The following is a 21,403-nucleotide window of genomic DNA, read 5'->3' on the forward strand; positions in this document are numbered from 1 at the left end:
TCATCCCTCCGCTTTCACGCTTGTCTTCTTTTCCATCGCCAGGAGGATGGCTTCCCCCATCTGGGCTGTCGTCGCATCTCCGCCGATGTCCTTGGTCCGGACACGGCCTTCCGCCAGCACCTCTTCAATCGCCTCCAGGATCCTTCCGCCGGCCTCTCGCTCGCCCAGATGCTCAAGCATCAGAGCTGCGGACCAGATCTGCGCGACCGGATTGGCAATGCCCTTTCCGGCGATATCCGGCGCAGAACCGTGGACCGGTTCGAACATGGAGGGGTAGTCTTTTTCCGGATTGATGTTTCCGGACGGCGACAGACCGAGCCCGCCGACAAGTCCCGACCCGAGATCCGACAAGATGTCCCCGAACAGGTTCGATGCGAGCACCACCTCGAACGTCTGCGGCCGCTGGACGAAATATGCCGCGAGCGCGTCCACATAATATTGCTCAAACTCCAGTCCGCCGAATTCCTCGGACATAATCCGGCGGACATGCTCGTCCCACAGCTTGTTCGCGTGGATCACGGCGTTCGACTTGGTGGCACTGGTGATTTTCTTCAGCCCTCGTTCTTCCGCATAGCGGCCTGCCGCCCGTGCGATCCGTTCGACGCCCGCACGGGTCATGATGGTATTCTGGACGGCGATTTCGCCTTCCTGGCCCGCATAGAGCCGCCCGCCGCTGTCGGAGTATTCGCCTTCTGCATTCTCGCGGAAGATGACAAAGTCTATATCCTCGCCTTGTGCAAGCGGGGACGGGATGCCCGGCAGCGATTTGACCGGACGGAAGTTCACATACTGCCGGAACTGTTTCCGGATCGGCATGATCAGCTCCCAGATGGTCACTTCATCAGGAACACGCGCATCACCGATCGCCCCGAACAAAATGGCGTCAAACGATTTCAACGTCTCCATGCCGTCTTCCGGCATCATTCTTCCGTGCTCGAGGTAGTACTCCGAATTCCATGGGAACTCTTCACGCTCGATCCTGAAGCCGCCCTGCTGCTCCGTTGCATCAAGCACTTGGAGCGCCTGATCCATCACTTCCGGCCCGATTCCATCTCCCGCAATGACTGCAATTTGATAAGTCTTCATGATTCCGCCCCTTCCCGGTTCAAGAAGCGCAGTGCCGCTTCCCGGTAGATTGCGGTCGTTTCGGCGAGCTCCTCGATATCCACGTATTCGTCAATCTGGTGCGGGATGTCCCGGTCACCCGCGCCGATCGTCACGATCGGGACACCGTGTACGTGGAGGAAAGTGCCGTCTGTCGCGCCCGGTACGCCGTTGTAGACCGGCTCCTTCCCCGTCACATGCTGCACCGCATCATAGATCGCCTGCACGACCGGCTCATCCTTGGACGTCGATGTAGCCGGGCGGTCATCGAGAATAGTCAGTTCACAGTTAAAGTCAGGGTCTTCCGCCTTCAGGTTTTCGATAATGGCATCGATCTTACCTCGGAGCCCGGCGTGGTCCTGCGCGGGCACGGTCCGGATATCAAGCGTCATCCGGCAATGATCCGGGATGACATTGATCTGCGCGTCCCCCTTGACCGGCGCCTGCAGAATCGTCGGCGTAATCGACGGCCATTTCAGGTACGGGTCCTCTCCCAGCCGTTCCTGCTCCGCCTTCTCCAGCTTTTCGAGTTCGACGATCAGGCGGGCCATCCGCCAGTTCGGGTTGATCCCGCTCCAGGAAATCGCACCGTGGGCCATCTTCCCATACATGTCGACCTGGATGCGCATCGCGCCGCGCTGGGCGATGCAGACGTTGTTTTCCTCCGGCTCGCAGATGATGGCGCCGTCGACACCGTCCGCCCAGCCCTTTTTGATAAAGTCCTTGATGCCGATCATCATGCCTTCCTCGTCGCACGGAATGCAAAGGATGATTTTTCCGCGGAATTCTTCTCCGTCCTGAAGAAGCGAGTGGACGGCGGTGATCATGCAGGCCAGGTTGCCCTTCGTATCATTCGTGCCCCGTCCGTACATGCGGCCGCCGATGATTTCAGCGCCGAACGGATCATGGGTCCAGGCCTCCCGGTTCCCTTCCGTCACGACATCGGTATGCCCTTCGAATAGCAGTGTCGGACCCGGTTTGCCGGAGTCCACGATCCCGATGACATTCGGCCTCCCGGGAACCACTTCCTCCACATGTGTCTCGATGGCATAGCTGCGGAGCACATCGGCCACATAGTTCGCGACCTTTTCTTCATTGCCGCCGGGGATTCCCTCGCCTCGGTAGACGCTTTCGATCCGGACGAGCTCCTGCGTCAGCCGGATGACCGCCTCGCGGTCTCTCAGATAAGTCACGCTTCTCATATCGGTTGTCATGCAATCTCCCCTTTTTTGATGCGTTCATAGTTGTAGGCTTCCTGCTTCATGATCAGGCTGAAGATGATAAAGGCGATGAATGACAGGAGAACCGGCAGCGTCACAGTATGCACACCAAACAAATTTCCGTTCGCCCCGTTATAAAAGTGGATGGCGATATAACTGCCGATGCCTGTGATCATCGAGGCGATTGCCCCGTACTTATTGGCATAACTCCAGTAGAGCCCGAGAACAATCGGCCAAATAAATGCTGCCTCGAGTCCGCCGAACGCAAACAGGTTCAGGAAGATGAGCAGATCAGGTGGATCGAGCGCCAGGATATAGACGATGATTCCCAGAACAGCCGTTACCCCGAAGCTCGCACGCTTGATTGCCTTTATGCTGGCGTCCGGCTTGATATAGTTCAGATAGACGTCCTTCACGACAGTCGAGGAAACGAGGATCAAAAGCGAGTCGACTGTGGACATGATGGCTGCCATCGGCGCTGCAAGCACAATCCCTGCCAGCCAGGCCGGCAGGACGTCCATCGCTATCAGTGGAATGACCTTGTCCCCGACATCGATGCCCGGGATGATCGGCCTCGCAAACACACCGATCAGGTGCATGTTCAGCATGATGACTCCGGTGACGACCGTGCCGATGATCAGCGCACGGTGCATGGACTTGGAGCTTTTGTAGGACATCGAGCGGACCGCAATCTGCGGAAGTCCTACGACGCCAACACCGACCAGGATCCAGAAGGAAGATACGTAAGCTTTTCCGAGATTCCCGTCCGCCCCGAACGGCGTGACAAGGTTCGGGTTTTCTGAGATAAGATCATTGATGATGTTCGTTACGCCACCACCCGCGATGATGACACCCGCAAGAAGGACCATCGTGCCGACGACCATGACGGCCCCCTGCACCGCATCCGTCACGGCGACCGCACGGAATCCGCCGATGGTCACGTAAACAAGAACCGATATGGCAAAGATGAAGAGCGCCGCGTGATAGCTCATCCCTGTGAGCGACTCAACCAGGCGCGCCCCGCCGATCCACTGGGCAGCCATGGCCGAAAACAGGAAGATGATGATTGCTGCCGCGGAAAGGATCACGACCGGCCCGCTGTTGTAGCGGGCCTTCAGGAAGTCGACGAGCGTGAGCGCCTGATACCGGCGCGCCATGATTGCAAATTTCTTTCCCAGAATCATCAAGACAAAATAACCCGTAACGATCTGCGACATTGCAAGGAGCACCCAGCCGAAGCCCATCGTGTAGGCCGTGCCCGGGCCGCCAAGGAAACTCGATGCACTGCCGTAAGTCGCGACCATCGTCATCGCGAGCACAAAGCCGCCGAGTTCACGGCCGCCCAGGAAGTAATCCTGCAGGAAGTCCCCGCCTGAAACCTTGGCTCCCTTCCGGCTGGACCAGATTCCTATGAAGAAAATGATAACCAGGAAAACGAGGAGCGGAATGATGACTTCCCAATTCATCGCAATTCCTCCTCTTCCTCAAACGGAACTTCTTTAAAGAACACTTTTACGACAAAAATGACCAGTGCCGTGATCAGGAGGAACCCGACCACGCAACTGTAGAAGAACCAGTCCGGCATGCCCAATATGTATGAATACTCCTCTACCGGCCTCGACCCCATCCCGTAGGCGAATCCGAACCACCAGACAAAATTAAGCAGCGCAAGTCCGCAGCCGATCAGTGCCTCCCGGTTGGCGACCTTAAACCGCCAGTCTGTTTTATCTTTGTTCTCCATGCTGTTCCCCCTTCCCCAATCCACTTCTGAACCCGGCCGGATTGGATTTTAATTGAATGTATGTAGATTCTACTTAATTTTCTGTCCCATCAAAAGGGACCCCCCACACTTCCTCGTGCCATTCCTGCCTTCTTTTAATACTATAGAATCGAATATTCTGATTCGCCTGACTATGTGTCGAAAAATGTTGTCCTTCATTTGACAATGTGTCCAGGTGTAGTTCTGAAACCGGAAAATATTGCTTTGTAGCAGGAAACAGCAAAATTATACAAAGTATGCTATAATGATAGTGGACAACCTGTCTGGAGGGTCGGCAATCTCGCCGCCCCCGTACTCGCGCTTGGGATCAGACCCGGGCTTTTTCTTTTTTATCGAGAATTTCAAAGGGGTGAATGAGGATGGCTTTTCCTGCCAAGCAGAAGGAGCAGTCGCCGTTTGTCGCGGCACGTAAAGTGGGCGAGGTAATTTCTTTCGTCCGCAATGACCATGAGGTGATCGGGAAGATCGAAAAAATCCTCGAAAACTCGGTCATCGTGCAGATCACGAAAGATGACGCCGAAGCGATTGGTGTGCCGTCCGACCGCACCGTCGTGTCGCACAAGAACTATCACGTCTTTGAGTAAGTTTACAGAAAAACAGCGCGCCGCTGCCCGTTATGGGCAGGCGGCGCGCTGTTTTTGTTTCAGCCGAACATAGCTACATAGGCGTAGACAACCCCCGCCAGTACGACCGAACCGATCAGACAGGCGGCGAACGGCCTGAATCCGGCTTTCCGGAACGCCTGGAAGCTTACACCGAGGCCGATGCCCGCCATCGCCATAGCCAGCAGGAGATAGGCGAGGTCGACAATTCGCGCGGCGACGGCTTCCGGTACGATCCCTGTCGTATGGATCGCGCTGACGGCGAGGAAGCCGACGATAAACCACGGAATGGGAAGCTCGCGGAACGTCAGACGTTTCCCCTGTTCTCCTTCCTTCCGCATCTTGCGGGCTGCATAAATGCCGATACCAGCGGCGACAAAGACGAGAAGGACCACACGAGTCAGCTTGACGACGAGTGCATAGTCGAGCGCTTCTGCGCCCGCCGCGTCCCCGGCAGCGACGACGTTTGCAATCTCATGCAGCGAACCTCCGGCAAACAGGCCGTACTGCTTTTCCGTCAGGCCCATGACCGGGTGCAGGAGCGCATAGGCGAATGTGAACAGCGTCCCCACGATTGAAATGATCGCTACGCTCACCGCGGTTTCCTCCGGCTTGGACTTGACCTGAGAAGAAACCGCGCCGATCGCGGCCGCTCCGCAGATGCCTGTGCCGGCCGCGGTGAGGAACCCGATCGACGGGTCGGACTTCAGGAGCTTTGCCGCACCCCAGACCGCACCGATTCCGACAGCCACACTGATTGCCGCAAGCCCGAAAGCGGTCCAGCCGGCCTCCGCAAGATCTCCGAGGTGCAGCCGCATCCCAAGCAGGATAATGCCCGCCCGGAGCAGCTTTTTCGAAGCGAATTTAAGTCCGGAACCCCATTCGTCCCTTACGGGGAGAAATGTATTCCACAGCATGCCGAGCAGGATCGCAAACACAAGCGGCCCGATCAGCGAAATATAAGGGAGTCCGGCCGCCAGCTCCGCGATGACCGCAAGCAGGAGCGTCAGGCCGATTCCTGTCCAGAATCCTTTATTCATCAATGGTGCCCCTTTCCTTACGTCCATTATAGGCTTCAGGCGTCAATCATTAAAATGAATCTTTATAATAGAATCAATCAGAAAACGTAATGGAAGGAGTGGGGATGTGCTTCTGGAACAACTAAAGACCTTCACGGAAGTAGCTGAGCGCAAGAATTTCACGAAAGCCGGAGAGGCACTGAACCTTGCCCAGCCGACGGTAAGCCTGCACATCCGGCAGCTGGAAGAAGAATTCGGAACGCCGCTATTTATCCGGTCAAGAAAGCAGTTCAGCATCACGCCGGCCGGACGGCTGCTTTATGAGAAAGCCAGACAGCTGCTGGCGCTTGCGGAGGAAACGAAGGAAGACATGATGCGGCAAAGCGGCGAGCTCACCGGCACGCTGACCATCGCTGCCAGCTACACGATCGGCGAATACGTGCTCCCCCGCCTGCTGGAAGATCTGCTCGCCGCGCATCCGAAGCTGGAAGTTATCATCTCCATCAGCAATACCGAGGAGGTCGAGGCCAAAGTGCGCGAGTTCCGGTGCGATGTCGGCTGCATCGAGGGTACCGTGCGGCTCGACGGGCTTACCGCCGTCCCGTTCATGGAAGACGAGCTGATCGTCGTCTGCGGCACCGGCCATCCGCTTGCCCGCATGGCAGACGTCTCTCCCGAGGACCTTCAGCAGGCGCGCTGGATCACCCGCGAGGAAGGGTCCGGAACGAGGGAGCACACCGACCACCTTCTCCGCTCCCTCGGACATGTAAAGCCCGGGAGGATGATTATCGGATCGAACGGCGGCGTCATCCAGGCGGTCGTCGCAGGACTCGGCATCGCCGCCGTGTCCGTCCATGCCGCCAAGGACGGCATAGAGACCGGCCGGCTCGTGCAGCTGGATGCCCATCTGCCTCCCCAAAAGCGGACGTTCTCCATTCTGCATGCACCGGCGATGGCTGGCCACGCAGCGGTAGCCGCATTTCTGAAGGAGGTAGCCGGAAGGAAATAAAGGGGTATCCGGCGAATCGGACAGATATCAAAGGAGGCCATCCATGAACCGTTACCTGCTTCCCTCGCTGATCGCCGTATTCGGTATCGCCTATATCTTCTTTATCCCGCCGGAGCCTGTCGGTTTCAAGATCCTGATGAAGCTGATCCCGATGGCGCTAATTATCCTGTTCGCCGTCATGCAGCATGACCGGATGCCGGCCGGATATAAGATAGTCGTCACCACCGGCCTGGCCGTCTGCATGGTCGCCGACGGCGTCATCTACTGGTTTATCGCCGGGCTCGTCACGTTCCTTATCGGCCATCTGTTTTACATCGCCGCGTTCCGGCGTGCTGCCGTGCGTCCGATGCCCAAGGCGGCGGGCAGCGCACTGGTCCTCTATGGCCTGGTCATGGCCGGCATCGTCGCGGGGCCGCTTCTTCTGGACGGAGACCTGCTCGGCCTGGCAGTCATCGCCTACATCGTAGTCATTTTGACGATGGGCTGGACCGCGGTCCGAACCGGGAACGCATACGCCATCGCAGGCGCCCTGCTGTTCATCTTCTCCGATTCGGTGCTCGCAATCGACCGCTTCACCATCCCGCTCGCCGGCCGTGATGCGCTCGTCATGGTGCCGTATTATGCCGCACAATTCCTGATTGCCGCAAGCATCGCCCGGCGTCCTGCCAAGAAACTGGCCGCTCGGGATCATGAACGTGCGCTAGCCTAATGTCATCCCGGAAGCCGAATGTGTAATCTCACCGGGGCATCATGATCTTTTCCCGCACGCTCCCTCTCCCAAGTAAGAAGTGCTAAAATGGTACTATTCGGAATTCATCCTACACCAAGGGGGAACGTGCAATGAAAGAAAAGCTGATCGAGCGACTCGTGCGCTATGCGAAGATCGACACACAATCCAATGAGGCCAGCACCACGACACCTTCTACAGAAGGCCAGTGGGACCTGCTTCGCCTGCTCGAGAAAGAAATGTCGGAAATTGGCCTGACCGAGATTACGCTGGACGAAAACGGCTACCTGTTCGGTACGCTCCCGGCGAACACCGACAAGGACCTTCCGGTGATCGGATTCCTCGCCCATGTCGATACGGCGACGGACTACACGGGCAAGAACGTCAGCCCGCAGCGCCTCGACAACTACGACGGATCCGACATCAAACTGAACGAAACTACCGTCATGGCCAAATCCGTGTTCCCGCAGCTGGAAAACTACAAGGGCCACACGCTCATCACAACAGACGGCACGACGCTTCTCGGCGCCGACAACAAGGCCGGCATCGCAGAGATCATGACCGCGATGGAATACCTCGCGCAAAACCCGGACATCAAACACGGCAAGCTCCGCGTGGCCTTCTCGCCGGACGAGGAAATCGGACGCGGCCCGCACAAGTTCGACGTCGAAGCGTTCGGCGCGGACTACGCCTACACGATGGACGGCGGCCCGCTCGGGGAGCTCCAGTACGAAAGCTTTAATGCGGCCGCAGCCAAAGTGACGTTCAATGGCACGAACATCCACCCGGGCTCCGCAAAGGACAAGATGGTCAACTCGATCCTCATCGCCCATGAGTTCCAGGCAGCGATGCCGGCGGATGAGATTCCGCAGAAAACCGATGATTACGAAGGCTTCATCCACCTCATGTACGTGGACGGATCGGTCGAGAAGACCACGCTCTCCTACATCATCCGCGACCACAGCCGCGAAAAGTTTGAGTCGAAAAAGCAGCTGCTTGAAGAAACAGCCGCCAAGCTGAACAATCAGTGCGGCGATGGCACGGTCGAACTTGAGCTGAACGACCAGTACTACAACATGGCGGAAAAAATCGAGCCGGTCATGCATATTGTCGATATCGCATCCGACGCCTTCAAGAACCTCGGCATCGAACCGAACATCATCCCGGTCCGCGGCGGCACGGACGGCTCGCAGCTGTCCTATATGGGCCTGCCGACGCCGAACATCTTCACAGGCGGCGAGAACTTCCATGGCAAGTATGAATTCATCTCCGCCGACAACATGGAAAAAGCGTCGAATGTCATTATCGAGATGGTGAAGCTGTACGAAGAGCGCGCGTAAGGGGGGCGGAGATCACGCTTGGCATCCTCGCCTCGCGGAATCGCCGTCATCATCATTGGCATGTCGCTGCACAGTTTTCGGACCATGCTTGAGAAGCGAAAATCCATCGCCAAGCTTCATAGCACAAATGGCAAAGGACCGCTCCGATCATTTCGGAGCGGTCCTTTGACGTTTGTGGATTCACCTGGCTTGAGAGGTTGCTGCTTCCTCAAAAAGAGACAGCAGGAACGGCAGATCTTCCGGAAAGGAAAGTGCCAGGCCATCAATCTCAGCAGCCGCTTTCCAGGCGATTTCATGAATCAGACCGTCCGGATCACAGATCTCCATGCAGCCTCCGGTCACCTCCACTTCGAAATACTGTACCTCAACCGCCCCATCCGCCTTCACGAATAGCGGCCGGACAACCGCTCCCACGTACCCGGTTTCTTCTTTCAGCTCACGGAGGCAGCAAGATTCGAATGTTTCCCCTGATTCCTTCCCTCCGGATGGCACAGCCCACTTCTTCTCCTCTTCAGGTGTTCCCTGAAGCACCATCAGGAGCCGTCCTTCTTCATCCAAACAGATCGCCGCCGCTCCCTGCCACATTACTGCTCACCGCTCCTCTCCCACCATGTCTCGTCCTGAAAGTCTTCCTGCCATTTCCCGAAAAGCGCTTCCTTGATCTCCTGATTGAAAAAAAGATCGTCCCCGATCAGCATCCTGTAACCCTCACCCGGGTTATTGCCGGCGATCCATTCATAGGGTTCTGCCACCTGATTGATGAAATGAGAAGAGTTGACATCCTCCGGCAGGTTGCTCAGTGCTTCTTTAACCAGGCCAGACGCCTGTTCAGGGTGAAACAACAAAGTCAGCTCGGCCAGCAGCGCATAGTCGAAGAATCTCATATCATATGGTCGGGCTGTCCTTTTTTGCTCGAGGCTGTGCATCAGTTCCTGCCATTCCCTGGTATGCAATAAAAGGGTGTGCTGAAGATCTTCCGCCTCTTTGGATGCCCGGCTGCCTTCCGCACCCGGCCAGTCAGCCAGCACCTGTTCGGCCCCATCGAAGTCACCCTTGAACAGGTGATCATGGAAGCGCATAGTCATCTCGTACTTTTGTTCCTCGTCATTCTTGTAAGCGGCCATCAGCGAACCACTGAAATCAGCACTACTTTTGCCGGTCAGATTTTCCAGTCGGGCATAAAATTGATCCTGTGAAGTAGAATTGAGAAGGCCCAAAACGGACTCTGTACCATACCGCTCGATCAGATGAGCTACCGCAAAATAACTCTGTACATAAATATCGGTGTACTCAAGAGTGCCCAGAAAGTCCTGGTAGCTGCCGATTTCTCTTAAGTCATGTGAAATCTTCACATCACTTGCATCGGCAGGCGGCACAGGATGCTGAACATACATCGCCAGGCCTTCCTCAAACCATTGCGGGATTGTCCCGGGTGGCGTACCTTTAAGGGCCTGATATTGGTGCGAGCGATAGTGGGTATATTCATGAAGCAGAGTAGATCTCCAGTCGGAAATGCCGGAGAGCAGCGTAGCCGTGGAAGTTTTCCAGTTATAGACACCGACTGACTGATCAGCCACTTCCCCTTGCAGTTGATTCGAGAAACGGACAGTCAGCCGTGCTTCCGGAGCTTCGCCCAATAGTTCGGAGACCACGGGCTCCATTTCATGCAATGCAGAGAGCACCTCATCAGCCAGCTGCCTCTCGCCATTACGATATAAAACCGTATACGACCCGGACTCCAGCACGCGGCTGGTCCGCTCAGGCCATTCGATTGATCCAATGGATGCCAAAACCAATATTGCAGCACCACCCAGTACTGTGAAAACAAACAGAGGCACCGATAACCATGCCTTCTTAACCTTATAAAGAACAATTATCCCTGCCGCAATTAGAGCGAGACTGCTGATCACCGCCAGTGAAACCATAGAACCTCCAAAATTTACCTTTAACCTAATATTAGCATCACCTGCTCTTTTTCGCGATAAGAAATCGAAAATTCCGCCTGTTGCGAACACAAAAAACGCCCGCTCACTTATTTACTGTGGCGAACGTTTTCATGATCATTTTTCCACTTCAAATTCATGCTTGGTCCCGTCGATGAATCTCAGCTCCAAGGAAAAGTCGGTGAAGTCATCCGGAAGGCTGAATGTCGAGAGCACCTTCTGGATCTCTTCCTCCTGGTTGGAAGATGGCTTGAGCTCCAACTGTTCGACAAGCGGATAAAGATCATTGAAAGCTTCGATGCCTTGTTTTTTAATGCTGTTCATATCGTCTTCATAGCCGGCTACAACCGAGTCATCCGATTTCAGCTCAAGCTGGGCCTCGTACTCTTCATCATTGTCATATTCGACTTCCAGTTCAAACTCCGTATAGTCCATTGCCTGCATCTTCTTCCTCATGTCGGCCTGGCCGCTGCCGTCCGAAGCCTGAGATTTAACAGGTGACTCACTGTCCGTGCCGGCTGCCGCCGCTTCTTCCTCCGTTACAGCTTCCTCCGGTCCTTCCGAGCCGCAAGCCGCCAGTGCCAGCGATCCCGCGATGACGATCGGGAATGCGAATTTCGCCTTCATCCTGATCCCTCCTTCGGTCTCTTGCTGATGGCATTCCCTTTGGAAGGACCTGATACACTTAGGTTATTGGATGAAATAGTTAGTAACAGGAAATCAATCGCACTGTTTCCGAGGGTAAATTGTCCCTACTGCAGAAAATCGGAACGTAAATAGAACACACGTTCGCACTTGTGGTATAATGGGTGAGCAGACTTGTCCGGACGGCATTCCCCGGGGGAGGGGGTGATGCCTTTGACCGTCGCCGAAGCGGCAGGACTGATCATTCAGGTGGCCGGTGCCATCGTCGGCCTGCTGACGCTTGTCGTGACACTGATCGTCGCCATCAGCAAAAAAGAATAGCCGTCCCCCTCGGCAAAGGTCGGGACGGCCATATTGTATCCGCCTGACCCGTCCGGGCACAGGCTGCACAGGGGTCGGATGTTTGCGCATCCGGTCCTTTTCTAGTTCCTCTTTCTCATGCCATTATACCTTATCGTGCCGGCCGGCTCAAGAAAACCCCGGTTTATGATACGCGCGCTCAGTCGCCGTCATACGGTCCGATGATCTCAAGCGCCTCTTCCGTGATCGAGGTATCGATCGCCTTGTCGAAGTCGATCTCGCCCGAGATGGCGCCGGCTGCCTTATAGTGTTCATATTGCTCGCGGATGTTGTCGACAAACATCTTGCCGTCCGGGTCAAGGCCGGTCACCTGCACCTGCTCCCACATTTCCGGATCCTTCAGCGCGGTATGCTTCACCATGATGTCGATGATCTCATCTTTGCCTTCATCCTTCTGGAACGCGTCGTTGTAGTCACGCAGGCCCTTCAGGTAGGCGAGCATGAAACGGAGCGAGATGTCCCTTTCCTGTGTCATGAACTGCGGCGAGCCGAGCACCATCGCCACCTGGGTTTCCGGTGCGAACTCGGTCGCGTCCCGGAAGCGCTCGTGCATGCCCTGCACAATGCCCTGGGCGATGAGCGGCTCAATGCTGAGCGCCATGTCGACCGTTCCGTTGTCGACCGCTCCGAGCATGCTGCCGAAGTCTGCGATCAAAACAAACTCCACTTCCTCTTCCGTGAAGCCGGCGTGCTCGATCAGTTTGTCGAAAAAGTAGCTGTCGATCGAGTTGCGCGAGGAGACGGCGATTTTCTTGCCCTTGATGTCGGCGTATTCCTCGATGCCGCTGTCCACTCCCCTGACAAAGGTAAAGTACGACTTGCCCGGGACGTTATGGCCTTTGTCGGCGATGATCCGGACATCAATGCCCTGGGCGATCGCGTTGAAGAACGAAGCGGTCGAGACGCCGCCCGCGATGTCGACCTCACCCGCCGCGACCGCAGGCAGCATCTCGTCACTGTTGGCGAACTGCGCAAATTCCACGTCGATGTTGTAGTCCTCGAAATACCCTTTTTCCTTCGCGATATAGAACCCGGCGCCCGATGCGGCACCGTCTTCAGCGATCGTGACCGTCACGCGCTTTTCAAGCGGTGCCAGGTCTCCGGACGGATGCTCTCCTTCCGGAAGATCTGCCGGCTTCTCAGGCGGGGCTGACTCCTTCTGTGTGCAGCCCGCCAAAAGCAGGAGCGCCGCCGCTGCTGCGACAAAGCCCGCCTTCAGTTTTTGCTTACCCATTCTGATCCCCCATCTCCCTGTCTTTTCCCCTTAAGCCTTGTGGCAGCCAGATGTCTGCATGGCTCAAGACCGCATATCGCCGTCTTCGTGACCCGGTTCACGCGTAAACTTTTCCATGGTCATCCCCTCGACCGCTGCACCTCGTCCTGAAGATGCTTCAGCACCCGGACGAACTGTTCTGCGACGCCTGGATCTGCCCGGATGGCTTCCATCGTTCTTGGCCTCGGCGCCGCCACCCGGATCTCCTCGGAAATCCTTCCCGGCTGTGCGCTCATCAGGAGGATCCGGTCGGACAAAAGAAGTGCCTCATCGATGCTGTGCGTGATGAACAGTACCGTCTTCCTCGTCTCCGCCCAGATCTGCAGCAACTCTTCCTGCAGGATGAACTTGTTCTGCTCGTCGAGCGCTGCGAACGGTTCATCCATGAGGAGAATCTCAGGATCATTCGCAAATGCGCGGGCGATGCCGACCCGCTGCTTCATCCCGCCGGACAGCTCCTTCGGGTAGCGGTCCGCAAACGCCATAAGTCCGGTTTTCTCCAGGTAATAGTCGGTCCGTTCCTTCACAACCTTTTTCGGGAGCTTCCGCATCTCCAGTCCAAACGCAACATTGTCTCGGACAGTGAGCCAGGGGATGACCCCCCGCTCCTGGAATACCATCGACTGGAGCGGCCGGTCCTCCTTTTCACGCGCGATTTCATATTCGCCTGCGCTCGGCTGCTCGAGGTCCGCAAGAATTCGGAGAAGGGTCGTCTTGCCGCAGCCGCTCGGTCCGACCAGGCAGACAAATTCCCCGTCCAGAATATCGAGTGTCACATTGTCCAGCGCCGTAGTGCTTTCCCCTTTCTGGTAAAACACCTTCGTCAGGTTGCGGATCCGGATCTTGACGTCATCATTCATCCCGTCACCTCCACCTCAGGATTTTCCGCTGGAGCCCGCGCAGCAGGAGCGAGAACAGATAGCCGAAAAATGAGATCAGGATAAGTCCGACATACATCTCCTGCAGGAGGAACGCCTTGTAGGAAGTCCAGATCAGGAAACCGATGCCTGATACCGATCCCATCATTTCCGCCGCCACAATCGTCAGCAGCGCGATTGCCTGCCCCATCTGGATCCCTTCCAGCATGACCGGGAGCGCGCCGGGAAAGGCGATCTTGAGAAAGTAGTCTTTAGAATCGGCGCCGTAGTTTTTCGCGAGGTCCATGTGGATCGGGTCGATGTTCATGACACCGGCAGCCGTATTGATGACGACCGGGAAAAACACACTTCCCGCAATGGTCACGACTTTTGACAGGTCGCCGATGCCGAACAGGATGATGATGATCGGCAACAGCGCCAGCGTCGGAATCGGCATGAGTGCCATGACGATCGGCTGGACAAAATGCCGGACCGGCGAGTAAAGCCCCATGAGGAGGCCGATGACCACACCGGGAATGACCCCGAGCAGGAAGCCGCCGAATATCCGGTAGAGCGAAACCCCGATATGCGTGAGCAGTTCCCCGCTCACCGCCAAGTTCCAGAATGTCTCAAGGATCGCCGTCGGCGGCGGAAAGAACCTGGGATCGATTACGGCTGTCCGGGACAGCAATTCCCACAAAAGCAGCATGAAGATCGGGGAGGAGACGGTGAGAAGCTGCTTCATCCGTTCCTTCAACTGCCGTTTTTTCCATTCGGCCCGTTCGACCGCGACCGGGTTATGTTCAGATGGCATACGCCTTCACCCCTTCCCGTACAGGATATGAGCCCGCCCGGACGGATGTCTGGGCACCAAAAAGCCCGCCTCGTAGGTGAGGCGGGCAATGGGGTTGTCCAGCCGTTGAGCCGGCGCGCAGCTTTGCCTGAGCGGACTGTCAGGTCCAGATCATCCAGATCAGGAATCCAGTAATGAAAAAGGCGTCGGCGATCGCCAAAAACATGCCGAGGTTCCGCTTCCGCTTCCTTTTCCATACCGACGTCTTCTGCCGCGGCATGCTGTTGTGCAGGCTGACGGCAAATAAGGTCACCGACAGGGCCTTGACGAGCAGGTTTCCGGTCACGATCGATGCCAGCATATAAAACAGCCATCTGCGGCTGAAATTAAATGCCAGCGAGAGGGTCAGCATCGGCAGGCTGTCCTGTTTGATCGCAAGGTCCTCGGCAGGCGAAAGCTCCGCGATCCCCCTCGCTTCTTCAGGCTGGTCATGAAGATAGCCGAGATTGATCCACAAAACCACCAGGCAATAGATCATGATCATGTATTCATCGAATATACCGGCCATTTCACTCATCTCCGTCTCTCTCCAAGAAGATTCGCATCTCCCTGCGGATGAATGTGTGGGCGCGGATCAACATCCGCGTCACTAACCCTATCATGGCCGCCGGGATGGTCTTTAAGACTCTATACCCGGATTATTCTTCCACTTATCCCTGAAACATCAGATAAGAGGCAACAAAATAGCCGATGACAATAAGGACGGACGGGACGATATAAGCGGCATGGGATGCGGTCTTTTTTCTTGCGATGGCAAGAAGGAGAATGGCGGAAAGTGCCATGACGACAAGCGCGGTAATCTGGTGGGACGGATCCGCCATGAAGAGTACTTGCCCATCCCTGTAGAAAAGGTCGGATATGAAAATGATGAGCATATTGAACATGTTGCTCCCAAGGATCGACCCCAGCGCCAGATTGACGTTCTTCGCACGAAGCGCGACATAGACGGATACCGCTTCGGGCAGTGAGGTGGTCGCGGCAATCAGGAAACTGCCGACGAAACTGGATCCGAGGCCGGTAATAACAGCAATCCTGTCACCCATGATCGACAGGACCGTTCCGGCCCCCATGATCAGCAATGCCGCGAGGGAAAAGCCGATCACAGCGCGGCGGACGGTGATGCCGTCGTCTTCATCGGAAGTGACAGCCGTGTCGGAAACCGGGACAGCCGGGGCCGGCGATCCGCTTTTGGATACCCGTCCGACAATCACCATGCCGATTGCATACAGTACGACCAGTACAATCGAGTCCAGTCCGACACCGAAAACACCCCACTCCGGGCGGAACAGGAGTGACAGATAAGTCACAGCCATCAGGACAAAGCCGGTGCCTGCCGTATAGAGGTGGTTACGGCCCGCCAGCTCCAGAAGATGATGCCTGCGGTAAGCCAGGTCGAAGCAGGCAAAGATGAACAGATTGAACATGTTTGATCCGACAACGTTCCCGATGGCTATATCGGGATTGCCGATCAGCACCGCGGACACGCTCGTGGTCACTTCCGGAAGCGATGTCGCGCCTGCAAGGAGGAGCGTTCCGACAAGGAGACCGCCCATTGAAGTTTTCGTGCTGAGCACATCTGCGTAATTGGATAGCTTAATGGCCGCGAATACCGTGATAGCGGCGGCCAATGCAAACCAGACAAAAGCCATTTACTCTTCGTTCCTTTCCTCCGGCGCTGCTTCTTCCGCAAAACCGGAGAGCAGCGCGTCCAGATTACGCTCAAACCGGAGATTCGCCTCCGGCCTGCGTTTTTTCGGTCCCTTCATACGGCCGCCGGCATCTCGCACTTTCTTGGAAACGTAGCGGCTCATAAGCAGGCCGTCTATATTGTCTTCCGTGTAGAGCCGGCCGTTCTGATCAATCGGCCGGCCGCCCTTTGCGAGCACCATCGCGGCCAGGCCATAGTCCTGGGTCACGACGATGTCCCCCGGGCTCACCCGGTTCACAAGAAGGAAATCGACCGCATCGGCACCCTTGGAGACGATGACCGTCTCTGCGCCTTCCCGGTGCATCTCGTGGGCGGTATCACAAAGCAGCGTAACCGGTATTCCATACCTTCTCGCCGTAGCGATCGTTTCGGCAACGACCGGGCAGCCGTCCGCGTCAACAAGGATCTTCATCAGCTTTCCTCCGTTTCGTCGGCGAGCCCGGTAATTTTACGGATAACGGATTCAGTGTCATCCGGCAACCGCACCGTGAACAGGTGGTCCGCCTCCCCTTCCTGAGGAGCAGCAACCGGAAATGCGGCTTTCTGCCGGTCGAGCAGTTCATCGAAAGTGAGGCTGACCCTAAAGATTTTCGTGCTCCGGCCGCTTTCCCTGATGCGGATCCTCAGATGGTCTTCCGGAATATTGAAAAAGACGAGGACCGTCGTGAAACCGTGTTCCCTGTAATAGTCCAGCCACTTCAGCCGGGCGTCTTGACCCAGATTCGAGTTGGAGATGATGAGGTGCAGGCCGGTATGCCGAACCGCATGATCAACAAGCGTCTGTGTGAGAGCATTCTTGATCGTGTTCGGCCCCTTTTCCGGAAGCAGTTCGGCATAATGCCGGTTGAGGAATTCCGCCTGCAGATCCTGATCGATCACTGCGGAACCGGGAAGCGCTTCGGCAAGTTGGTTGCCGAATGTCGTCTTTCCGCTATGTGTCTTCCCTACGGTCATGATGGCCAATCGCATGCCGGCCCACCCCCTTTCCGAATAGTTTCAAGATAGCACACCAACATGCCGGGCGCATTCCGGAACCCCGGCCCTGTGCGGTATAATGGCAATATGATGAATCTGACCCATGAACAAAAGCGCCAACTGAATAGTTACAGCATTTATACAGGCGAACCCGCACACCCTCTATTTACCCTAAAATCCTTGAAATCCGACCCGGAAAGTGCACTCCGCCTGGTCCGTGCGGTAAGCGGAGCGGACAATCCGGCGGTCGCCGCCTCCTACTTCAGCCGGCGGATCGGCATGTTTACGGCGATGCAGCTGTATACACTGATCGTTTACGAAGAGGTCTGGGAGGGGCCGGATGACGCCATCCGGTTCGGTGCCATCGAAGAGTACGGCAAGCTCTCCGTCAGCACCTTCCTTTCGGCCGGCGGCTATGTCATGGCAGACGAAGCAGATCGGACAGAAACGATCCGGAAAATCCTGAGGACCTATACCAAAGAGGTGTCGGATGCACTCCGGACGGTTTCGTCCGCTTCGTCCCTCACACACTGGGAGAATTTATTCGGCTTCCTGCTGTATCACCTGCATGTGCTGCTGTCAGATCCTTGGACTGCAGAAGAAGCTGAGGCCGTCATGGAGATTTTGAAAGATGACCGGACATGGGTGGGGCTGGCACAGGGTTCCCTCTTCGCCAAGTATCTCCGGGGTTCGCGTCCTTCACTCCTTCTCAATACGACCGTCCGCACGACGTGCTGCCACTCCAAAGATGTCCCCGGACTCATGCAATGCGGGTATTGCCCGCTGAAGCGGTAGCTTTCCCAGACCAAATAAAAGGAGCCGCGGAGGGATTCATGCCCTCCCCGCGGCTCCTTTTTTTATCCGAATATCCTTGCGAAGAATCCCTTTTTTTGTTCTTCTGCCGGAGCGGCCTGAAAGCTTGCCTGCTTTTCCCGGTCTTCCTCGATCTGCAGAAGCACTTCGTCCAGCACTTTCTTCATCAGCTGCACTTCCTGCTTCAGAGACTGGTTCTCCTTGATGACGGTATCCGCCTGTTCCTTGGAGATCGCCGGAGCTTCCGGGAGGCCCTTGCGCAGCGCTTCGCTTGTACGCGCAGGAAGATCCTTGTTCAGCCCGATGATCATTTCCCGGACTTCCCGGATCTCCTTCATTTCTTCTTCCTGCTTGGCTGTGTTCTCAACAAGCGCCTGGTGGATCCGGTCATTTCCTTCCACTTGGCTTTTCGCCATCGTCATCAGCAGTTCCTTCAGCTGCTCGTTGGCCTGCTCCTGCTTTTCCAGCTTCTTCAGCAGGTTGATGAAAGTTTCAGGAGTAGCCGGGATATTTTCCTGGCGCTCCACGATCATGCCGCCGAAACGGTCGAGAAGGATATCTTCCACTTCCCGGTAATCCGTCCGCTTCATGCCCTTTTCGCGCTGGGCGGTGATGACTTCCTGGATAGTTTTGATGCGCTCGATCTGTTCATCCGTGTACATGCGGCCGTGGACAAAGTCCTGCTCCACATCCCCGATGAGGCCGCGGTCTTCCCAGTTGCGCAGCGTATGTGATTCGATGCCGAATTCCTTGGTGACGTCCCCTATGTATTTAACCATTGCTCCTCCTCTTTCCGGTCGGTTGCTTATGTTAGCTTTCTCTGCTTCCCATTGTATCATGGAATCCGGCTCATGTTAGGGGTAAATTAGTCTAATGTTAGCCTGACAAAACAGCAAGGCTGCCGCACTATAAAAAAAACGGCAACGGAGCCATTCCGTTGCCGTCCTGATGATTCTGTTATGACTCGACCGGACCGTTCCAGTCGCCCATGCCCGGTGCCACACGGATCAGGTTCTTTCTTCCGAGTGTTTCGAGCGTGTCGCACGCCATGCCCGCACGGCCGCCGGAGCGGCACATGATGTAGACATCGCCCTCTGCCGGGATTTCATCCGCACGCTGTTCAACCTGGCCGAGCGGGATGTTTTTCGCACCCGGCGCATGGCCTTCCGTGAACTCGTCCGGCTCACGGACGTCGATCAGTGTGACCTGGCCTTTATCAGCGATGTCCAGGTACTCTTCATTCGTAATGGTTTTCAATTGGGATTCCTCCTTGTCCGAAGCATGTTCTCCGCCTTTGCGGACATAGTGTTTCATCACATCGCCTTCTTCGACGAGTTCCAGGTATTCGTGACCCGTGTTCTTTGCCCACATGGGAATGTCCGCGATCGATCCGCGGTCGGTCACCACCACTTCCAGTACATCTCCGGCCGACAGCTCGTCAATCGCTTTTTTCGTCCGGACGACCGGCATCGGGCAGGCGAGCCCTTTTGCGTCCAATGTCTTCGTCACATTTTCCATTATTGCATTCCCTCCTGAGCATCGGCTCAATCTTTGTAATCCTAAATCAGAATGTCAGTGTAATGTCCGCGTCTTTCGCGTAGCCGAGGAACGTCACCGCACCGCCGACTTCCGTGCCGTCCGTGAAATCCTCTTTCTTGAGGCCCATGACGTCCATCGTCATCTGGCATGCGATGAATTTGACGCCGAGTTCCTGCGCCATGCCGACGAGTTCTTCGATCGACGGGACATTCGCATTCGCGAATCCTTCCGCGAAGTGCTCCTTGCCTTCCGGCATCGGCAGCTGCTTCAGGCCTTCCTTGTGGATCAGGTTCAGGCCTTCGAACGTGAAGAAAATCTCGACTTCCCCGTCTGTTGCCGCTGCGGCGGTTGCGATATTGAATACTTTGTAGGCGTCGAACATTCCGCCGTTTGCTGCGATGATGGCTACTTTCATTTGTGAGTTCCTCCTAATATACAGTTACCCGTATGGGTATATTGGTATGCAAAAAAATATTGGTTTACAGCAGTTGCAAGAACAGGTCGCGCCAGATATTGATGGCGGTGGCTGCAATGAGAATCGCAAGGAGCCACTTAAGGACCTTCGTGTTCATTTTCTGGCCGGCCTTTGCACCAATCGGCGCAGCAATCAGGCTGGCCACGATCATGATGACCGCTGGCCAAAGCAGGACCTGTCCGGTAAACACTTTGCCGGCGGTCGAGCCGATCGACGAGATGAACGTGATCGCAAGGGATGTCGCGATGGTCATCCGTGTCGGGATGTTCAGCACCGTCAGCATGATCGGCACAAGCAGGAAGGAACCGGCCGCACCGACGATACCGGCGCCGATTCCCACAATAAACGCGAGCACTGCCGCAAGCGGGACCGAAAACGGCACGTCTTCCTCCGGCATGTCCGGCACTTCCTTTTTCGGGATGAACATCATGACAGCCGCAATGGCTGCCAACATGCCGTAGACGACGTTGACCGTCATTTCACTCAATCCTGAGGATCCGAATCCTCCGATGAAACTGCCGGCCAGAATGGCCGCGCCCATAACGATGATCAGCTTTTTGTTCAGGTAGCCGCTGCTTCGGTAGGCCCAGACCCCGCCGATGGTCGCGAAGATGACCTGTACCGCGCTGATGCCGGCGACTTCATGGGCCGTGAAAGCCGCAAAGCCGAGCATCGGCGGGATATAGAGGAGCATCGGGTATTTGATGATCGATCCGCCGATTCCGACCATGCCGGAGATGAATGAGCCAGCAAACCCGATCGCGAACAGGGTCAGGATGAACGGAAGCGTCAATTCCGCGCCGCTCACCCGTTATAGGCTCCCATGCCGCCGCGGACATTCACGACGTTCTCAAATCCGTTTTTCTTGAGAACCCGTGCCGCCTGAGCGCTCCGCATGCCGCTCTGGCAGATTACAACGGTCTCTTTGGACTTATCTAGAGATTCCGTCCTGGACGGCAATGTGTTCAGCGGGATGTTTTTAAATTCCTTGATATGGCGGGCTTTGTATTCCGCAGGGGTACGGACATCGACAAACTGCACCGACTTGTTGCCGAGCTTGTCCTTCAGCCCCGCCGCATCAATGGTCCGCACGCCCTTCGCCGGCATCATACGCCAGGCGAAAAAGGCGACGATGATCAAAATGATCAGCCATTCCATGGT

General features: G+C 56.1%; 26 protein-coding genes. 6 read left to right on the forward strand and 20 right to left on the reverse strand.

Translation table 11 applies throughout. The annotated features are described in order from the left end of the window. The 4 genes from BMX91_RS04860 to BMX91_RS04875 are packed head-to-tail and all read right to left on the reverse strand — an operon-like array spanning window position 1 to window position 4,065. The gene (locus BMX91_RS04860) at window positions 1–1,086 is read right to left on the reverse strand and encodes a tartrate dehydrogenase (protein ID WP_092050524.1); all 1,086 of its coding nucleotides are present in this window, start codon (window positions 1,084–1,086) and stop codon (window positions 1–3) included. After that, complete coding sequence (locus tag BMX91_RS04865; protein ID WP_092050526.1) at window positions 1,083–2,318, reverse strand: M20 family metallopeptidase; 1,236 nt, start codon at window positions 2,316–2,318, stop codon at window positions 1,083–1,085. Before BMX91_RS04865 ends, BMX91_RS04860 begins: the two co-directional genes overlap by 4 nt. Beyond that, entirely contained in the window at window positions 2,315–3,790 is a 1,476-nt protein-coding gene (panF, locus tag BMX91_RS04870; RefSeq protein ID WP_092050528.1) for a sodium/pantothenate symporter, read from the reverse strand. The genes BMX91_RS04865 and panF overlap by 4 nt, the downstream gene beginning before the upstream one ends. Next, a complete protein-coding gene (locus BMX91_RS04875) occupies window positions 3,787–4,065 on the reverse strand; it encodes a YhdT family protein (protein WP_092050529.1) in 279 nt (92 codons plus the stop codon). The genes panF and BMX91_RS04875 overlap by 4 nt, the downstream gene beginning before the upstream one ends. Window positions 4,066–4,463: 398 nt before the next feature. On the opposite strand from BMX91_RS04875, the gene BMX91_RS04880 reads away from it, so the two are divergent. Next, entirely contained in the window at window positions 4,464–4,688 is a 225-nt protein-coding gene (locus BMX91_RS04880; RefSeq protein WP_092050531.1) for a DUF2187 family protein, read from the forward strand. Window positions 4,689–4,747: 59 nt separating this feature from the next. Here BMX91_RS04880 and BMX91_RS04885 read toward each other — a convergent pair whose 3' ends face one another. Then, window positions 4,748–5,746, reverse strand: coding sequence for a YeiH family protein (locus BMX91_RS04885; protein ID WP_245744250.1), 999 nt, complete (start codon window positions 5,744–5,746; stop codon window positions 4,748–4,750). 106 nt (window positions 5,747–5,852) lie between these two features. Here BMX91_RS04885 and BMX91_RS04890 point away from each other — a divergent pair, with 106 nt between their 5' ends. The 3 genes from BMX91_RS04890 to pepT all read left to right on the forward strand — a co-directional run bounded on the left by BMX91_RS04890 (window position 5,853) and on the right by pepT (window position 8,801). Beyond that, window positions 5,853–6,734 carry a LysR family transcriptional regulator gene (locus BMX91_RS04890; RefSeq protein WP_092050535.1) on the forward strand — a complete coding sequence of 294 codons (882 nt, stop codon included), beginning with the start codon at window positions 5,853–5,855 and terminating at the stop codon, window positions 6,732–6,734. Window positions 6,735–6,777: 43 nt separating this feature from the next. Continuing rightward, window positions 6,778–7,443: a lysoplasmalogenase gene (locus BMX91_RS04895; RefSeq protein WP_092050537.1), complete on the forward strand. Its 666-nt coding sequence runs from the start codon at window positions 6,778–6,780 to the stop codon at window positions 7,441–7,443. Window positions 7,444–7,574: 131 nt separating this feature from the next. After that, window positions 7,575–8,801: a peptidase T gene (gene pepT, locus BMX91_RS04900; protein WP_092050539.1), complete on the forward strand. Its 1,227-nt coding sequence runs from the start codon at window positions 7,575–7,577 to the stop codon at window positions 8,799–8,801. A gap of 180 nt (window positions 8,802–8,981) precedes the next feature. On the opposite strand, the gene BMX91_RS04905 is transcribed toward pepT, so the two are convergent. The 3 genes from BMX91_RS04905 to BMX91_RS04915 form a co-directional block, all read right to left on the reverse strand. After that, window positions 8,982–9,386, reverse strand: a complete 405-nt coding sequence (locus BMX91_RS04905) for an NUDIX hydrolase (protein ID WP_092050541.1) — start codon at window positions 9,384–9,386, stop codon at window positions 8,982–8,984. Next, window positions 9,386–10,726, reverse strand: coding sequence for a peptidase MA family metallohydrolase (locus tag BMX91_RS04910; protein WP_092050543.1), 1,341 nt, complete (start codon window positions 10,724–10,726; stop codon window positions 9,386–9,388). Before BMX91_RS04910 ends, BMX91_RS04905 begins: the two co-directional genes overlap by 1 nt. Window positions 10,727–10,861: 135 nt before the next feature. Further along, window positions 10,862–11,371: a YusW family protein gene (locus tag BMX91_RS04915; protein WP_092050545.1), complete on the reverse strand. Its 510-nt coding sequence runs from the start codon at window positions 11,369–11,371 to the stop codon at window positions 10,862–10,864. Window positions 11,372–11,602: 231 nt separating this feature from the next. On the opposite strand from BMX91_RS04915, the gene BMX91_RS15890 reads away from it, so the two are divergent. After that, complete coding sequence (locus BMX91_RS15890; RefSeq protein WP_221761803.1) at window positions 11,603–11,710, forward strand: putative holin-like toxin; 108 nt, start codon at window positions 11,603–11,605, stop codon at window positions 11,708–11,710. A gap of 178 nt (window positions 11,711–11,888) precedes the next feature. On the opposite strand, the gene BMX91_RS04920 is transcribed toward BMX91_RS15890, so the two are convergent. From BMX91_RS04920 to BMX91_RS04950, 7 genes are all read right to left on the reverse strand, one after another. Continuing rightward, window positions 11,889–12,983, reverse strand: coding sequence for an ABC transporter substrate-binding protein (locus BMX91_RS04920; RefSeq protein ID WP_092050547.1), 1,095 nt, complete (start codon window positions 12,981–12,983; stop codon window positions 11,889–11,891). Window positions 12,984–13,102: 119 nt separating this feature from the next. Next, the gene (locus BMX91_RS04925) at window positions 13,103–13,882 is read right to left on the reverse strand and encodes an ABC transporter ATP-binding protein (protein WP_092050549.1); all 780 of its coding nucleotides are present in this window, start codon (window positions 13,880–13,882) and stop codon (window positions 13,103–13,105) included. A gap of 4 nt (window positions 13,883–13,886) precedes the next feature. After that, the gene (locus BMX91_RS04930; protein WP_092050552.1) at window positions 13,887–14,693 is read right to left on the reverse strand and encodes an ABC transporter permease; all 807 of its coding nucleotides are present in this window, start codon (window positions 14,691–14,693) and stop codon (window positions 13,887–13,889) included. A gap of 139 nt (window positions 14,694–14,832) precedes the next feature. Further along, on the reverse strand, window positions 14,833–15,249 hold the full coding sequence (locus tag BMX91_RS04935) for a hypothetical protein (RefSeq protein WP_092050554.1): 417 nt from the start codon (window positions 15,247–15,249) through the stop codon (window positions 14,833–14,835). 133 nt (window positions 15,250–15,382) lie between these two features. Continuing rightward, window positions 15,383–16,381 carry a sodium:calcium antiporter gene (locus BMX91_RS04940; RefSeq protein WP_092050555.1) on the reverse strand — a complete coding sequence of 333 codons (999 nt, stop codon included), beginning with the start codon at window positions 16,379–16,381 and terminating at the stop codon, window positions 15,383–15,385. Continuing rightward, window positions 16,382–16,855 carry a YaiI/YqxD family protein gene (locus tag BMX91_RS04945; RefSeq protein ID WP_092050557.1) on the reverse strand — a complete coding sequence of 158 codons (474 nt, stop codon included), beginning with the start codon at window positions 16,853–16,855 and terminating at the stop codon, window positions 16,382–16,384. It lies immediately after the preceding gene. Further along, a complete protein-coding gene (locus BMX91_RS04950) occupies window positions 16,852–17,409 on the reverse strand; it encodes an ATP-binding protein (RefSeq protein ID WP_245744252.1) in 558 nt (185 codons plus the stop codon). Before BMX91_RS04950 ends, BMX91_RS04945 begins: the two co-directional genes overlap by 4 nt. Before the next feature lie 96 nt (window positions 17,410–17,505). On the opposite strand from BMX91_RS04950, the gene BMX91_RS04955 reads away from it, so the two are divergent. Then, complete coding sequence (locus BMX91_RS04955) at window positions 17,506–18,210, forward strand: hypothetical protein (RefSeq protein WP_245744254.1); 705 nt, start codon at window positions 17,506–17,508, stop codon at window positions 18,208–18,210. 62 nt (window positions 18,211–18,272) lie between these two features. On the opposite strand, the gene BMX91_RS04960 is transcribed toward BMX91_RS04955, so the two are convergent. From BMX91_RS04960 to BMX91_RS04980, 5 genes are all read right to left on the reverse strand, one after another. Then, the gene (locus BMX91_RS04960) at window positions 18,273–19,007 is read right to left on the reverse strand and encodes a MerR family transcriptional regulator (protein ID WP_177168272.1); all 735 of its coding nucleotides are present in this window, start codon (window positions 19,005–19,007) and stop codon (window positions 18,273–18,275) included. 178 nt (window positions 19,008–19,185) lie between these two features. Then, window positions 19,186–19,746, reverse strand: coding sequence for a sulfurtransferase TusA family protein (locus BMX91_RS04965; protein WP_092050561.1), 561 nt, complete (start codon window positions 19,744–19,746; stop codon window positions 19,186–19,188). Between the two features lie 46 nt (window positions 19,747–19,792). Continuing rightward, window positions 19,793–20,182 carry a DsrE/DsrF/DrsH-like family protein gene (locus BMX91_RS04970; protein WP_092050563.1) on the reverse strand — a complete coding sequence of 130 codons (390 nt, stop codon included), beginning with the start codon at window positions 20,180–20,182 and terminating at the stop codon, window positions 19,793–19,795. A gap of 64 nt (window positions 20,183–20,246) precedes the next feature. Then, window positions 20,247–21,050, reverse strand: coding sequence for a sulfite exporter TauE/SafE family protein (locus tag BMX91_RS04975; protein ID WP_092050564.1), 804 nt, complete (start codon window positions 21,048–21,050; stop codon window positions 20,247–20,249). Further along, a complete protein-coding gene (locus tag BMX91_RS04980) occupies window positions 21,047–21,400 on the reverse strand; it encodes a rhodanese-like domain-containing protein (protein WP_092050566.1) in 354 nt (117 codons plus the stop codon). The genes BMX91_RS04975 and BMX91_RS04980 overlap by 4 nt, the downstream gene beginning before the upstream one ends. Window positions 21,401–21,403: the final 3 nt, after the last annotated feature.

Origin of the sequence: Bhargavaea ginsengi (assembly GCF_900109165.1) — a bacterium.
In the GTDB taxonomy this organism is placed as follows: Bacteria; Bacillota; Bacilli; order Bacillales_A; family Planococcaceae; genus Bhargavaea; species Bhargavaea ginsengi.